The organism is Microbacterium esteraromaticum, from assembly GCF_028747645.1.
Taxonomy (GTDB): Bacteria; Actinomycetota; Actinomycetes; order Actinomycetales; family Microbacteriaceae; genus Microbacterium; species Microbacterium esteraromaticum_C.
The window spans coordinates 2527307-2540932 of sequence record NZ_CP118100.1; the positions used below are offsets into that span (position 1 = coordinate 2527307).

Here is a 13626-nt window from a genome sequence, read left to right on the forward strand (position 1 = left end):
GGGGAATGAGGTGCCGCCTGAGCGCAAGCCCGCATAAGGGGGTATCGGGCGCGCTGAAGCCAGATGTCGAAATCGGCTGAGGTCAGTGTATGCGTGCGGGAGTGCGCTTGCCAACTGCCATGCGAGTACCGACTTTCGGCAGTAGGCTTCCGCGCGTCGGCTCGAGTAGATTCGCCGGATCACGGTCGCGCCCGACACGACCCTTCTACCCCGCGCAAAGGAGCGAGTGCCCATGAGCAGTCAGATCGATCATCTCCTCGACGAATCTCGGAGCTTCCCGCCCTCGGCGGAATTCGCCGCCCAGTCCATCGATGACCCCGCGCTGTACGAGCGTGCCGCCGCCGACCGCGAAGCCTTCTGGGGTGAGCAGGCCCGCGAGAACGTGCACTGGCACAAGCCGTTCACGCAGGTGCTCGACTGGTCGAATCCGCCGTTCGCGAAGTGGTTCGACGACGGCGAGCTCAACGTCGCCTACAACTGCCTCGACCGTCACGTCGAAGCCGGGCTGGGTGACCGCGTCGCGATCCTGTGGGAGGGCGAGCCCGGCGACGAGCGCCGCATCACGTACGCCGAGCTGACCGCAGAGGTCAAGCGCGCCGCGAACGTGCTCGCCGACCTCGGCATCGGCCAGGGCGACCGCGTCGCGATCTACCTGCCGATGATCCCCGAGGCGATCGTCTCGATGCTCGCCGTGGCCCGCCTCGGCGCCATCCACTCGGTCGTCTTCGGCGGCTTCAGCGCCGACAGCCTGCGCTCGCGCATCGACGATGCCGGCGCGAAGGTGGTCATCACCGCCGACGGCGGCTTCCGCAAGGGCAAGGTCTCGGCACTCAAGCCCGCTGTGGACCAGGCGCTGAGCGACCGCAACGGCGAAGGCGAGCAGCAGACCGTCGAGCACGTGCTCGTCGTCAAGCGCGGCGGCAACGACGTGGACTGGAACGAGCGCGACATCTGGTGGCACGACGTCGTGCCGGCGGCGTCGACCGAGCACGAGGCGCAGGCCTTCCCCGCCGAGAACCCGCTGTTCATCCTCTACACCTCGGGCACGACCGGAAAGCCCAAGGGCATCCTGCACACCTCGGGCGGCTACCTGGTGCAGGCGTCGTACACGCACAAGTACGTCTTCGACCTGCACGCCGAGACCGATGTGTTCTGGTGCACGGCCGACATCGGCTGGATCACTGGGCACAGCTACGTGGCCTACGGCCCCCTCGCCAACGGTGCGACCCAGGTGCTCTTCGAGGGCACGCCGGACTCGCCGCACCCCGGACGCTGGTGGGAGCTGGTGCAGAAGTACGGCGTGACGACCCTCTACACGGCGCCCACCGCCATCCGCTCGTTCATGAAGCTCGGACGCCAGATCCCGCAGCAGTTCGATCTGTCGAGCCTGCGTCTGCTCGGTTCGGTGGGTGAGCCCATCAACCCCGAGGCGTGGATGTGGTACCGCGAGGTGATCGGTGCCGACAAGGCTCCCATCGTCGACACGTGGTGGCAGACCGAGACCGGCGCGATCATGGTCTCGCCGCTGCCGGGCATCACGGCGACGAAGCCGGGTTCGGCTCAGGTGCCGATTCCGGGCATCTCGATCGATGTCACCGACGATGACGGCCAGGAAGTCGGCAACGGCAACGGCGGCCTGCTGGTGATCACCGAGCCGTGGCCGAGCATGCTGCGCGGCATCTGGGGCGACCCCGAGCGTTTCAAGGAGACGTACTGGGAGAAGTTCGAGAAGCAGGGCTACTACTTCGCCGGCGACGGCGCCCGCCTCGACGAGGACGGCGACCTGTGGCTGCTCGGCCGCGTCGACGACGTGATGAACGTGTCGGGTCACCGCCTGTCGACCACCGAGATCGAGTCGTCGATCGTCGCGCACGAGGCCACGGCCGAGGCCGCCGTCGTCGGTGCCGCTGACGAGACCACCGGTCAGGCCGTCGTGGCGTTCGTGATCATCAAGCAGAGCTACCTCGAGTCGCACTCCCCCGAGGGCCTGACCGCTCTGATTCGCGCCTGGGTGGGCGAGCAGATCGGCCCGATCGCACGCCCGCGCGACGTGTACATCGTGCCGGAGCTGCCCAAGACGCGCTCGGGCAAGATCATGCGACGCCTGCTGCGCGATGTGGCCGAGGGTCGCGAGGTCGGCGACGTCACGACGCTCGCCGACACCATGGTGATGAGCACGATCTCGAGCCAGGTCAAGTAACGCGTTCGCGTCGAGACCCCCAGTAATCGCCGAGACCCCCAGTTGCAGTCATCTGCAGCTGGGGGTCTCGGCGATAAAGCGGGGTGTCGGCGGGTAGCGCCGACACGGTCACGCGAGCGTGAACGTAACCTCGACCTCGACGGGCGCGTCGAGCGGCAGCACCGCCACGCCGACGGCGGCGCGCGCGTGGGCGCCCGCCTCGCCGAAGATCTCGCCGAGCACTTCGCTGGCACCGTTGATGACGCCGGGCTGACCGCTGAACGCGGGATCGGATGCTACGAATCCGCCCACCCGCAGCACGCCGGCAATCCGGTCGACGCCGCCTGCGGCGGCAGCCGCCGCGGCCAGGGCGTTCAGCGCGCAGGTGCGCGCGTAGGACTTCGCGTCGTCAGCATCCACTTCCGCTCCGACCTTGCCGGTCGCGAGCAGTCCACCGCCGGCGATCGGCAGCTGGCCCGAGGTGTAGACGAGGTCGCCGTGCACGACGGCGGGCACGTAAGCCGCAACCGGAGCGACGACCGCGGGCAGCTCGATGCCGAGCTCTTCCAGGCGGGCGGTGAGGTTCATCGATGATCTCCTTCGAACTGACGGGATGCCTCGGCCGCAGCCGCGAGGCCGGAGTTGACCGTCGCGTCCTGCGTCACGGGACGCTTGAAGTAGGCGACCAGGCCGCCCTCAGGGCCCTGGATGACCTGCACGAGCTCCCAGCCCTGCTTGCCCCAGTTGTTGAGGATCGCCGCTGTGTTGTGGATCAGCAGCGGTGTGGTCAGATACTCCCACGTGGTCATGGCACTCCTGTGCGTCGGCGACCTCCGGCAACGGATGCCGGCGTCGAGGCTTCTATTCAGGGAACTCCCCTACCATCAAGCGTATGCCTCAAACGAAACGCACGGTGAAGGGTGTGCTCGGCGGCCTGCTGGGCCTGGTCGGCCTCAGTGTCGTCGCCGGAGTGCTGGCCACGGCCGCTGTCACCCCCGCCATCGCCGTCGCCGGGGTCAGCGGCTCCCAGGCGCTGACCCTGTTCGACAATCTGCCGAGCTATCTGAAGCCGACGGCGCCGATGGCGCCGACGACGATCTACGGCAATGACCGCGACGGCAAGCCGTTCGAGCTGGCGACCTTCTACGAGCAGAACCGCGTGCCGGTGACCTTCGATCAGGTCTCGCCGTTGCTCTACGACGCGGTGCTCTCGAGTGAGGACAAAAACTTCTACTCGCACGGCGGAGTCAACCTGCTGCAGACGGCGAAGGCCGCTGTCGAGAACCTCACCGGCAGCTCCACGCGCGGTGCCTCGACGATCACGCAGCAGTACGTCAAGAACGCGCTCATCCAGCAGTGCGAACAGGGCGTACCCCCCAACGACCCCGAGTACGACACCAAGATGCAGCAGTGCTTCATCGACGCTGCGCAGACGAAGGGTGCTGCAGGCATCGAGCGCAAGTTGCAAGAGATGCGCTACGCGGTGCAGATCGAGAAGGACTACTCGAAGAATGAGATCCTGCTCGGCTACCTGAACGTGTCGAACTTCGGCGGAACGACCTACGGCGTCGAAGCCGCCGCGAACCGTTACTTCGGCACCACGGCTGCCAAGCTCAATCTGACGCAGGCCGCCACGCTCGCCGGAATGGTGCAGGAGCCCAACCTGCTTCGTATCGACCGCGGTAGCGCGGGCACCTGGACGGACAAGCAGGGCGTCGCACACAACACGACTGAGGACGGCTACGCGACGACCAAGGAGCGCCGCGACTACGTGCTCTTCGAGATGCATGAGAACGGTCAGATCACGCAAGAGGAGTACGACGCCGCTGTCGCCGCCCCGGTCGAGCCGAACATCCAGGAGACCACGCAGGGCTGCGGCGCCGCTGGCGACAACGCCTACTTCTGCCAGTACGCGAAGGCGGTCGTCGAGAACGACGAGGCGTTCGGCGCAACGCCCGAGGAGCGTCTGGAGAACATGCGCCGCGGCGGCATGAAGATCTACACCTCGCTCGACCTGCGGGTGCAGGCCCCTGCCGTGCAGGCCGTGCACGACCGCGTGCCCGCGGCGATGGATGGCATCAACGTCGGTGGCGCTGGCGTCTCGATCGAGGCGAGCACTGGCCGCATCCTGGCGATCGCCCAGAACACGCGGTTCAGTGAAGCAGCCGACGCCAGCCTGGCCAACGGCGAGTCGGCACAGGTGTTCGCCGCCGACAGCGCGCACAACGGGTCATCGGGTGGTTTCGAGACCGGATCGACGTGGAAGCTCTTCACCCTGCTGGAGTGGCTCGAGCAGGGCCGCTCGGTCAACGAGGTGCTCGACGGACGGTCGCGTATCTTCGGCAACTTCCCACAGTGCGGTGGGACATACACCCAGGTCGAAGACGTCGGAAACTTCGGACAGGGACGAGGATCCGTCAGCACAGTCAGTCGCTTCACAGCTGTCTCGCTGAACACCGGATTCCTGGCGATGGCGCAGCAGCTCGATCTGTGTGACATCAACAAGATGGCCAAGCGCCTGGGCGTCCACTACGGCGATATGGGTGATGTCACTAAGGATGGAACCGCGCCCAATGATCCCTTCCCCACAGTTCTGGGATCGAAGTCAGTAGCGCCGATTCAGATGGCCGGCGCATACGCGACCGTCGCGAACAAGGGCAAGTTCTGCGAGCCCCGGGTGATCGACAAGGTGATCGGGCAGGACGGCGAGGAGATCGCGCCGCCGAAGGCCTCGTGCACCCAGGTGATCTCTCCCGAGGTCGCCGCCACTGCCGCGTTCGCTCTGCGCGGCGTGATGGAGGGCGGCACCGGTGCAGGAGCGAACCCCTACGACGGCGTTCAGGTGATCGGTAAGACCGGTACCGCCGAGACCTCGCACACCATGCTTGTCGAGTCGAGCACGAACGTCACGACCGCTGTGTGGGTGGGAAACGTCACAGGACGCGAAGATCTGCGCCGCTTCTATGCCCACGGGACCCGCCTGGTCGACATCCGCTACCCGCTCGCCAAGGAGATCCAGCGAGCAGCGAACGCCGTGTACGGCGGTGACCGCTTCCCCGCACCGGACGCCAACCTCACGCGCCGCGTCGTGAAGGATCTGCCCAGTGTCATCGGTCTGTCGGTTGACGAAGCAACGCAGACACTCGAGAAGGCAGGCTTCACCGTCCGCGTCGGTGACCCCGTCGACAGCACGGTTGAGAAGGGCCTCGTCGCCGAGCAGGATCCCGGTGCCGGTTCGGCGCCCGGCGGCACCACGGTCACGATCAGCCCCAGCTCGGGCACACCGCCCGAGTCGGCGATCCCGAACGTCGTCGGATCGAAGTTCGGTCAGGCCAAGAAGGCGCTGGAGGATGCCGGCTTCTCGGTGAACGAGGACGGCTGCAACGGCGGAGCGACCGTGGTCGCACAGGATCCTGGTGCCGGGTCGAACGCGGCTCCTGGATCGACCATCACGCTCAGTTGTCTGAGCGAGGAGGAAGACGAGGAATGACCTCGCGTTTCACAGCGCATCCGGCCCTCACCGCGCTCGGCGCGGTGGGGGCCGTTGGCCTCGGTGCGGCGATCTGGGGCATCGGCATCGAACGGTATCTCTTCACCATCCGCACGGCGACCGCCCCGGCGCTAGCGCCCGGCAGTGCACCGATCCGCGTATTGCATGTGTCCGATGCGCACATGGCGCCGTGGCAGCACCGCAAGCAGGACTGGCTCGCCTCGCTGGTGGCGCTTGAGCCGGACCTCATCGTGAACACCGGCGACAACCTGGGCCACCAAGACGGTCTTGCGGGCATCCGACGCGCCTTCGCGCCCTTCGCCGGCATCCCCGGCGTGTTCGTGCACGGCTCGAACGATGTGCAGGCCCCCGCCCCGCGCAACCCGCTGAAGTACTTCACGGGACCGTCGAAGACGGCATCCGAGCCGAAGCTCCTCGACACCGCAGCTCTTGACGCGTTCTTCACTGACGACCTCGGCTGGCACGATCTGAACAACACGGCGATGCGCCAGGTCGTCGCGGGAAACACCATCGACTTCTTCGGCGTCGACGACGCGCACCGCGAGTGGGACGAGCTCGATGTCATCCCCGGAGCGCTCGATTCGCTGGGCCCCGCCCCGGCGGGAGCATCGCGAATCGGAGTGACGCACGCGCCGTACCAGCGCGTGCTGAACAACTTCGTCGACCTCGCGGCGGATGCCCTCTTCGCGGGACACACGCACGGCGGGCAGGTCTGCCTGCCCGGCTACGGCACACTCGTCGCGAACTGCGATATCCCGCTGAAACAGGCCAAGGGGCTCAGCACCTGGTCGCACGACGGCCGCAGTGTTCCCCTGAATGTCAGCGCCGGTTGTGGCCACTCAATCTACGCACCGGTGCGATTCGCGTGCCGCCCCGAAGCGACGTTGCTGACGTTGACGGCACGCTCAGCATGACAGGCGGGCGCGCCCGGGGACTCACCCGATTCGGCACTCGCGCGCTCGGCATGTAGACTTGAACGGTTGCAATCACGGGGTGTGGCGCAGCTTGGTAGCGCGCTTCGTTCGGGACGAAGAGGCCGCAGGTTCAAATCCTGTCACCCCGACAGCACACGAAGAGGGACTCGCCTGGAGCGAGTCCCTTTTCGTATATCCCGCTGGCTGTGTCATCGATTGCTCCCAGCCCGTTCTCCTACACTGGAGTCATCATGAACACCCTTCGCCTGGTCGCGTTCGACCTCGACGACACGCTCGCTCCGTCCAAGGGCCAGATCGACGACCGGATCGCAGACCTGCTGCGCTCCCTGTTGCAGCGGGTCGAGGTCGCCATCATCTCGGGTGGCAACGAGGACCAGTTCCGCTCCCAGGTAATCGCACGACTCGACGACCTCGACGCCGCCGCGCACCAGCGACTGCACCTTCTGCCGACGTGCGGGACCCGCTACCTGCGACACGACGGCACCGCATACACCGCCGTGTACGCGCACGACCTTTCCGAGGCCGAGAAGACCTCGGCACTCACGGCGCTGCGCGAAGAGGCCGAACGTCTCGGTCTCTGGGAAGCGACGCCCTGGGGTGAGATCCTCGAAGACCGCGGATCGCAGATCACGTTCTCGGCGCTCGGCCAGCAGGCTCCGCGCGATGCGAAGCACACCTGGGATCCCGCGGGCACGAAGCGCGCCGCCCTGCGGGATGCCGTCGCACCGCGACTGCCCGGCCTCGAAGTGCGCTCAGGCGGCTCGACGTCGATCGACATCACCCGGGCGGGCATCGACAAGGCCTACGGCATGCAGAAGCTCGCCGAGCTCACCGGCATCGCGCTGACCGACATGCTCTTCTACGGTGACCGCTTGGACAAGGGCGGCAACGACTACCCCGTACTGGCGCTCGGTGTGCGCTCCATCGCCGTGGACGGTTGGGAGCACACCGCCGACGAGCTCGACGCACTGCTGCAGACGCTCCCCGTTCCCGCCGTGCGGTGACGAGCATCCGCCGCTGCGTGACGGCGCCTCTCGCACCGCGCAGGAGAACAGGCTGAAACACGAGAACAGGACGGATCTGCAGCATCCGCCCTGTTCTCGGTATTCGTCCTGTTCTCGGTGACCACTCACGACGCGCGCGGCGCAACCTCCACGCGCGCGGGGTCAGCGCGCCAGCGCCCCCGCGGCGTCCGCGGCCACCGGCACGAGACGTGCCAGCTGCGTGACGTGCTTGGGTTCGAGCTCTGCGAGCGTCGACACCCCCAGCAGGCGCATCGTGCGCTCGATCTCGGTGCGCAGGATCTCGATCGTGCGATCAACACCCTGACGTCCGCCGGCCATCAGTCCGTACAGGTACGCACGTCCGATGAGTGTGAAGTCCGCACCCAGCGCGACGGATGCCACGATGTCAGCGCCGTTCATGATGCCCGTGTCGACCATGACGGTGAAGTCATCGCCGACCGCCTTGCGCACGTGCGGCAGCAGACGGAAGGGAATCGGCGCGCGGTCGAGCTGACGGCCGCCATGGTTCGACAGCACGATGCCGTCGACGCCCGCATCGCGCAACCGCACGGAGTCCTCGACGTTCTGCACGCCCTTGATCACGATCTTGCCGGGCCACAGGTCGCGGATCACGGCCAGATCGTCGTAGCTGATAGTCGGGTCCATGGCGGCATCGAGCAGCTCGCCAACCGTGCCGCCGGTAGTGCTCAGCGACGCAAACTCGAGCTTGGGCGTGGTCAGAAAGTCGAACCACCACCAGGGGCGCGGGATGGCGTTGATGATCGTGCCGAGCGTGAGCTGCGGGGGGATGCTGAAACCGTTGCGCTTGTCACGCAACCGGGCACCGGCCACCGGGGTGTCAACGGTGAACTGCAGCGTGTCGAAGCCGGCCGCCGCGGCGCGACGCGTGAGCTCGTACGAGATCTCACGGTCGCGCATGACGTACAGCTGGAACCAGTTGCGCCCCTCGGGGTTGGCAGCCTTGACGCCCTCGATCGAGGTGGTGCCCAGTGTCGACAGCGTGAACGGAATACCCGCCGCGGCGGCGGCACCGGCCCCGGCCGTCTCACCCTCCGTCTGCATCAGACGGGTGAATCCGGTCGGCGCGATACCGAACGGCAGCGCCGAAGGACCGCCAAGGATCTCGACCGACGTGTCGACAGTCGGCGCGGGCTTGAGGATGCCGGGGTGGAACTCGACGTCCTCGAAGGCCTGACGCGCCCGAGACAGCGACAGCTCACCCTCTGCAGCGCCGTCGGTGTAGTCGAAGGCGGCCTTCGGCGTGCGCCGCTTGGCGATGTCGCGCAGGTCGTAGATCGTGAGCGCGGAGTCGAGCCTGCGCTTCTTGCCGTTGAGCTCGGGCTTCTTGAACTTCATCAGCTCGAGAAGCTCAACGGGGTTCGGCACCTGGCGCGTGACCATGGGCGCTCCTTTCCGGGTGGGGATGTCAGTCGTTCTCAGTCAGAACGGGACGATTGTCGGGCACGAGGCCGGCCGCGGTGTAGTAGCCGGTGATGTGGTCGCGAACGCGCGCGCGGGCAGCATCCGCCTCGCCTGCCTCGATGGCGACGACGATCTCACGATGCTCTCGGCGCAGATGCGCGACCATCGTGCTCCAGTCCTCGATGCGCGCCGAGCCTTCGAGCACGTACGACTCGATCGAGGTGCGCAGGCCGGCCATCATCGCCGTGATCACCGTGTTGCCCGAGGCCTCGGCCAGCGCGTAATGCAGCTGGGCATCAAGGGCGAGGAACTCCGGCGCCGAGAGGTGCTCGTCGTCCATCGCGTCGAGAAGCGCGTGGGCGGCCTCCAGTGCACGTTCAGGGGCCGTTGCGAGCGCCGAGACAACGGCATCCTCCAGCACGAGGCGGGTCTGCACGACATCGGCCAGGGGAAAGCCCTGCGCGGCCACTTGCAACCGCAGCAGCGCGGACATCCCCCCGGAAGGCGTGGCGATCACGATCGCCCCCGCCTGGGGCCCGGACCCGGTCGCGGTGCGGATGAGCCCCATCACCTCAAGGACACGGAGCGCCTCGCGCACGCTGGAACGCCCCACACCGAGATCGGCGGCGAGGTCGCGCTCCGAGGGCAATCGGTCGCCCGGACCGAGCACGCCCACGAGCAGATCGCTCTCGATGCGCTCGAGCACGGTGCGCCAAGCGCGCTGGGTGGCGGGGGTCTCCGGCATCCGTCCTCCTGTGGTCTGACCACAGCGTAACCGGTGTGGTCAGACCACGCAACACGCCACGGTCTCCCCCGCGCGCTCCCGCGCACTCCCGCGCGCTCCCGCGCGCCAACACCCCACCACGAGGGGTCAGAAAATGTCGGGTCGACGGGCGCGGACACGACGAATACTGACCCCTCGTCGGGCGGATGCGTGCGCGAAGGGCGCGGGGCGCGAGGCCCACGCGAGGTGCGAGGTGCGAGGCGCGAGGCGCGAAGCCCACGCGAGGTGCGAGGCGAGAGGGCTACGCGACGTGCGGCTGGGTCAGCCGAGGATGCCGCCGGACTCCTCCAGGTAGCAGTTGCCGCACAGCGATTCGTACGTCACCGCGACGCCGTCGATGGCCACCTGGTCGCCGTCGAAAACAAAGCGCCCACCGGCGCGACGCCCGTTGAAGACGGCCTTGCGTCCGCAACGGCAGATCGTCTTGAGCTCCTCCAGCGCGTGCGCGATCGCCAGCAGGCGCGCCGATCCCGGGAAGGCGTGAGTACGGAAGTCGTTTCGAATGCCATATGCCATCACCGGAATACCATCGAGCACCGCGATGCGGAACAGGTCATCCACCTGCTCCGCCGAGAGGAACTGCGCCTCGTCGATCAGCAGGCATGCGACATCTTCGGGGTCCGAGGGCAGCAGCTCATCAGCCACCTCATTGCGCACCCGCTCGCGCTCCGCGTAGAACAGCGCCCGGGCATCCGCGCCCTCACCGATCAGGAAGTCGACCTCACGCGTGACGCCCAACCGACTCTCGATCTGCGAGGCACCCTTGGTGTCGATCTCGGGTTTTGCCAGCAGCACGCGCTGCCCGCGTTCCTCGTAGTTGTACGCGGCCTGCAGGAGGGCCGTCGACTTGCCGGAGTTCATCGCGCCGTAGCGGAAGTACAGCTTCGCCACGGTCGGCTACTCAGGCCGTGAGCGAGAGCGTGGATGCGGTGGCATCCATCGACTTCTCGGCGGCGGCCGCGTCGTCGTTGAGCGTCTCGCCGACCGTCGGGATCAGCTCGCGCAGCGTCGGCTCCCAGCCGGCGTACTGCTCGGGGAAGCACCGCTTCAGCAGGCCGAGCATGATCGGTACCGCCGTCGATGCACCCGGCGAGGCACCGAGCAGACCGGCGATCGTGCCGTCTTCGGCGGCGACGACCTCAGTGCCGAACTGCAGAATGCCGCCCTTCTCGGGGTCCTTCTTCATGACCTGGGCGCGCTGGCCGGCCTGGATCAGCGTCCAGTCGCCGTCCTGCGCCGTCGGCATGAACGTGCGCAGGCTGTCGACCTTCTTGCGGTGGTTCTTCATCAGTTCGCCGACCAGGTACGTGATCAGATCGGGGTTCGCGAACGCAACACGCAGCATCGGCCAGAGGTTGTGCGGCCGCACCTGCGAGACGATGTCGAACATCGACCCCTGCTTGAGGAACTTCGGGCTGAACGTCGCGAACGGACCGAACATCAGCGACGCCTCGCCGTCGACGACACGCGTGTCGAGGTGCGGCACCGACATCGGCGGTGCGCCGACGGATGCCTGCGAGTACACCTTCGCCTGGTGCTGGGCGACGATCTTCGGGTCGGACGTCTTCAGGAACTGACCGCCGATCGGGAAGACACCGTAGCCCTTGATCTCGGGGATGCCCGAACGCTGCAGCAGCTTGAGGGCCCAACCGCCCGCCCCGACGAACACGAAGCGCGCCTTGACCTGGCCGGGCGTGCGACCGATCACGTGCCGGTACTTGACCAGCCACGTGCCGTCGGACTGGCGCTTGAGGCTGCGGACCTCGTGGTCGGTGCGCACCTGAACGCCGGCGTCAGAGAGGTGATCGAAGAGCTGGTGCGTGAGTGCACCGAAGTCGACGTCGGTGCCCGAGGGCACGCGCGTGGCGGCGAAGGGCTCACCCTTGCGGCGCTTCTGCATCAGCAGCGGCGCCCACGAGTTGATGACCCGGGAGTCCTCGCTGTACTCGATGCCGGCGAACAGCGGCTGCTCCTTGAGCACCTCGTAGCGCGCCTTCAGGAACGCAACATCCTTCTCACCGCGCACGAACGTCATGTGCGGGGTCGAGTTGATGAACGTCGACGGCCCATCGAGCACGCCGCGGTCGACGAGAGTCGACCAGAACTGCCGGCTCTGCTGGAACTGCTCGTTGATCGAGATCGCCTTGGCGGGGTCGAGCGAGCCGTCCTTACCCTGGGGCATGTAGTTCAGCTCGCACAGTGCCGCGTGTCCGGTACCGGCGTTGTTCCAGGGGTTGGAGCTCTCCTGCCCGACGTCGCTGAGTCGCTCGTAGGCGACGATCTTCCAGTCCGGCTGCAGTTCGCGCAGCAGGGTACCCAGTGTGGCGGACATGATGCCCCCACCGATCAGAACGACATCGACGGTTTCGGTCACCCGACCAGTCTAGCCGTCAGCATCCACCCTCATTTCGCCGCCCCACTCCCCCGTCTATTCGTCACAAACCCGCGCTATTCGGGCCGAATAGCGCGGGTTCGTGACAGATAGACGGGAGGGGGCGCGTGCGTCAGCGGGGCGCGGGGACCAAGCGGCGGGTGAGCTCCTCGGCGATCTGCACGGCGTTCAGCGCCGCGCCCTTGCGCAGGTTGTCGTTGCTGATGAACAGCACCAGCCCCTTGCCCTCAGGAGCCGACTGGTCGGCGCGAATGCGCCCGACGAAGCTCGGGTCCTTGCCGGCGGCCTGCAGAGGCGTGGGCACCTCATCGACGATGACGCCGGGAGCGGATGCCAGTACCTCATACGCCCGGGCCGGCGTGATGTCCGACGCGAACTCGGCGTTGATCGACAGCGAATGCCCGGTGAACACCGGAACGCGCACGCACGTGCCGGCGACCCGCAGGTCGGGAAGGCCGAGGATCTTGCGGCTCTCGTTGCGCAACTTCTTCTCTTCGTCGGTCTCGTTGTCGCCATCATCGACGACGGATCCGGCCATCGGGATGACATCGAACGCGATGGGAGCGACGTACTTCTCGGGCTGCGGGAAGTCGACGGCCGATCCGTCGTGCACCAGACGCAGGGTGTCGCCCTGGGCGAGCACGCCCTCGACCTGCCCGAGCAGCTCCTGCGCCCCTGCCAGCCCCGAGCCCGAGACGGCCTGGTACGTCGATACGATCAGGCGCTCGAGGCCGGCCTCGGCGTGCAGCGCCTTGAGCACCGGCATGGCCGCCATCGTGGTGCAGTTCGGGTTGGCGATGATGCCCTTGGGACGCTCATCCATGGCATCCGGGTTCACCTCGCTGACGACCAGCGGGACCTCCGGGTCCATGCGCCAGGCGCTGGAGTTGTCGACGACGACGGCACCCGCAGCGGCGAACTTCGGCGCATAGGCGCGGCTCGCGGTCGCACCCGCCGAGAACAGCGCGATGTCGATGCCCGAGGCATCCGCCTTCTCAACGTCCTCGACGATCACCGTCTCGCCGCCGTACTCGATCGCCGTGCCCGCGGAGCGGGCCGACGAGAACAGGCGCAGCTCGCGGATCGGGAAGGCCCGCTCGGCGAGGATGTCGCGCATCACGGTGCCGACTTGGCCGGTGGCGCCGACGATCGCGATCGAGAATCCGGAATCGGAGATACGAGTCATGGGAATGGAGTCCTTGGCGTGGAGACGGTTACGCCAGGCTCAGCTCCAGGGTGCGGATGCTGCGCCTGGCGCCGATGTCAGGGTTGCGGTGAGTCTACCTCGTCGCCTCTGCGGCCGACCCGCGCGTGACGCCCGCGCTCCCGCGCGGGGCGGCTTCATTGAGAAACCACCTCCCGTTCGAGAAACCGCCTG

General features: G+C 67.2%; 11 protein-coding genes and 1 tRNA gene. 5 read left to right on the forward strand and 7 right to left on the reverse strand.

All coding sequences use genetic code 11. From position 1 onward, the window contains the following. Positions 1-232: 232 nt before the first annotated feature. Positions 233-2200: an acetate--CoA ligase gene (gene acs, locus PTQ19_RS12140; RefSeq protein WP_274367536.1), complete on the forward strand. Its 1968-nt coding sequence runs from the start codon at positions 233-235 to the stop codon at positions 2198-2200. Positions 2201-2308: 108 nt separating this feature from the next. Here the strand turns inward: acs and PTQ19_RS12145 are convergent, their stop codons facing one another. Together PTQ19_RS12145 and PTQ19_RS12150 are read right to left on the reverse strand one after the other, a co-directional pair. Continuing rightward, on the reverse strand, positions 2309-2767 hold the full coding sequence (locus tag PTQ19_RS12145; protein WP_179410138.1) for a RidA family protein: 459 nt from the start codon (positions 2765-2767) through the stop codon (positions 2309-2311). After that, on the reverse strand, positions 2764-2988 hold the full coding sequence (locus PTQ19_RS12150) for a hypothetical protein (RefSeq protein WP_274367537.1): 225 nt from the start codon (positions 2986-2988) through the stop codon (positions 2764-2766). The genes PTQ19_RS12145 and PTQ19_RS12150 overlap by 4 nt, the downstream gene beginning before the upstream one ends. Before the next feature lie 83 nt (positions 2989-3071). On the opposite strand from PTQ19_RS12150, the gene PTQ19_RS12155 reads away from it, so the two are divergent. The 4 genes from PTQ19_RS12155 (at position 3072) to PTQ19_RS12170 (ending at position 7629) form a co-directional block, all read left to right on the forward strand. After that, complete coding sequence (locus tag PTQ19_RS12155) at positions 3072-5669, forward strand: penicillin-binding protein (RefSeq protein WP_274367538.1); 2598 nt, start codon at positions 3072-3074, stop codon at positions 5667-5669. Continuing rightward, positions 5666-6604 (forward strand): metallophosphoesterase, encoded by a 939-nt coding sequence (locus PTQ19_RS12160; RefSeq protein ID WP_274367539.1) that lies wholly within the window; start codon positions 5666-5668, stop codon positions 6602-6604. Before PTQ19_RS12155 ends, PTQ19_RS12160 begins: the two co-directional genes overlap by 4 nt. 75 nt (positions 6605-6679) lie before the next feature. Continuing rightward, positions 6680-6753, forward strand: a tRNA-Pro gene (locus PTQ19_RS12165). 102 nt (positions 6754-6855) lie between these two features. After that, on the forward strand, positions 6856-7629 hold the full coding sequence (locus PTQ19_RS12170; protein WP_179410134.1) for an HAD-IIB family hydrolase: 774 nt from the start codon (positions 6856-6858) through the stop codon (positions 7627-7629). Between the two features lie 162 nt (positions 7630-7791). Here PTQ19_RS12170 and PTQ19_RS12175 read toward each other — a convergent pair whose 3' ends face one another. From PTQ19_RS12175 to PTQ19_RS12195, 5 genes are all read right to left on the reverse strand, one after another. Further along, positions 7792-9051 (reverse strand): alpha-hydroxy acid oxidase, encoded by a 1260-nt coding sequence (locus PTQ19_RS12175; protein WP_179410133.1) that lies wholly within the window; start codon positions 9049-9051, stop codon positions 7792-7794. Between the two features lie 25 nt (positions 9052-9076). Next, positions 9077-9817 (reverse strand): FadR/GntR family transcriptional regulator, encoded by a 741-nt coding sequence (locus PTQ19_RS12180; protein ID WP_274367540.1) that lies wholly within the window; start codon positions 9815-9817, stop codon positions 9077-9079. A 300-nt stretch (positions 9818-10117) separates the two neighbouring features. Then, positions 10118-10747, reverse strand: coding sequence for a thymidine kinase (locus PTQ19_RS12185; protein ID WP_179410131.1), 630 nt, complete (start codon positions 10745-10747; stop codon positions 10118-10120). A gap of 10 nt (positions 10748-10757) precedes the next feature. Further along, the gene (mqo, locus tag PTQ19_RS12190) at positions 10758-12188 is read right to left on the reverse strand and encodes a malate dehydrogenase (quinone) (RefSeq protein ID WP_241263883.1); all 1431 of its coding nucleotides are present in this window, start codon (positions 12186-12188) and stop codon (positions 10758-10760) included. 172 nt (positions 12189-12360) lie between these two features. After that, a complete protein-coding gene (locus tag PTQ19_RS12195) occupies positions 12361-13434 on the reverse strand; it encodes an aspartate-semialdehyde dehydrogenase (RefSeq protein ID WP_179410129.1) in 1074 nt (357 codons plus the stop codon). Between the last annotated feature and the right edge of the window lie 192 nt (positions 13435-13626).

Excerpts from the sequence above, each read along its gene's own strand:
- mqo (WP_241263883.1), bottom strand. The coding sequence starts at position 12,188 with ATGTCCGCCACACTGGGTACCCTGCTGCGCGAACTGCAGCCGGACTGG.
- acs (WP_274367536.1), top strand. The coding sequence starts at position 233 with ATGAGCAGTCAGATCGATCATCTCCTCGACGAATCTCGGAGCTTCCCG.
- PTQ19_RS12195 (WP_179410129.1), bottom strand. The coding sequence starts at position 13,434 with ATGACTCGTATCTCCGATTCCGGATTCTCGATCGCGATCGTCGGCGCC.
- PTQ19_RS12150 (WP_274367537.1), bottom strand. The coding sequence starts at position 2,988 with ATGACCACGTGGGAGTATCTGACCACACCGCTGCTGATCCACAACACA.
- PTQ19_RS12175 (WP_179410133.1), bottom strand. The coding sequence starts at position 9,051 with ATGGTCACGCGCCAGGTGCCGAACCCCGTTGAGCTTCTCGAGCTGATG.
- PTQ19_RS12155 (WP_274367538.1), top strand. The coding sequence starts at position 3,072 with ATGCCTCAAACGAAACGCACGGTGAAGGGTGTGCTCGGCGGCCTGCTG.
- PTQ19_RS12145 (WP_179410138.1), bottom strand. The coding sequence starts at position 2,767 with ATGAACCTCACCGCCCGCCTGGAAGAGCTCGGCATCGAGCTGCCCGCG.
- PTQ19_RS12160 (WP_274367539.1), top strand. The coding sequence starts at position 5,666 with ATGACCTCGCGTTTCACAGCGCATCCGGCCCTCACCGCGCTCGGCGCG.
- PTQ19_RS12180 (WP_274367540.1), bottom strand. The coding sequence starts at position 9,817 with ATGCCGGAGACCCCCGCCACCCAGCGCGCTTGGCGCACCGTGCTCGAG.
- PTQ19_RS12170 (WP_179410134.1), top strand. The coding sequence starts at position 6,856 with ATGAACACCCTTCGCCTGGTCGCGTTCGACCTCGACGACACGCTCGCT.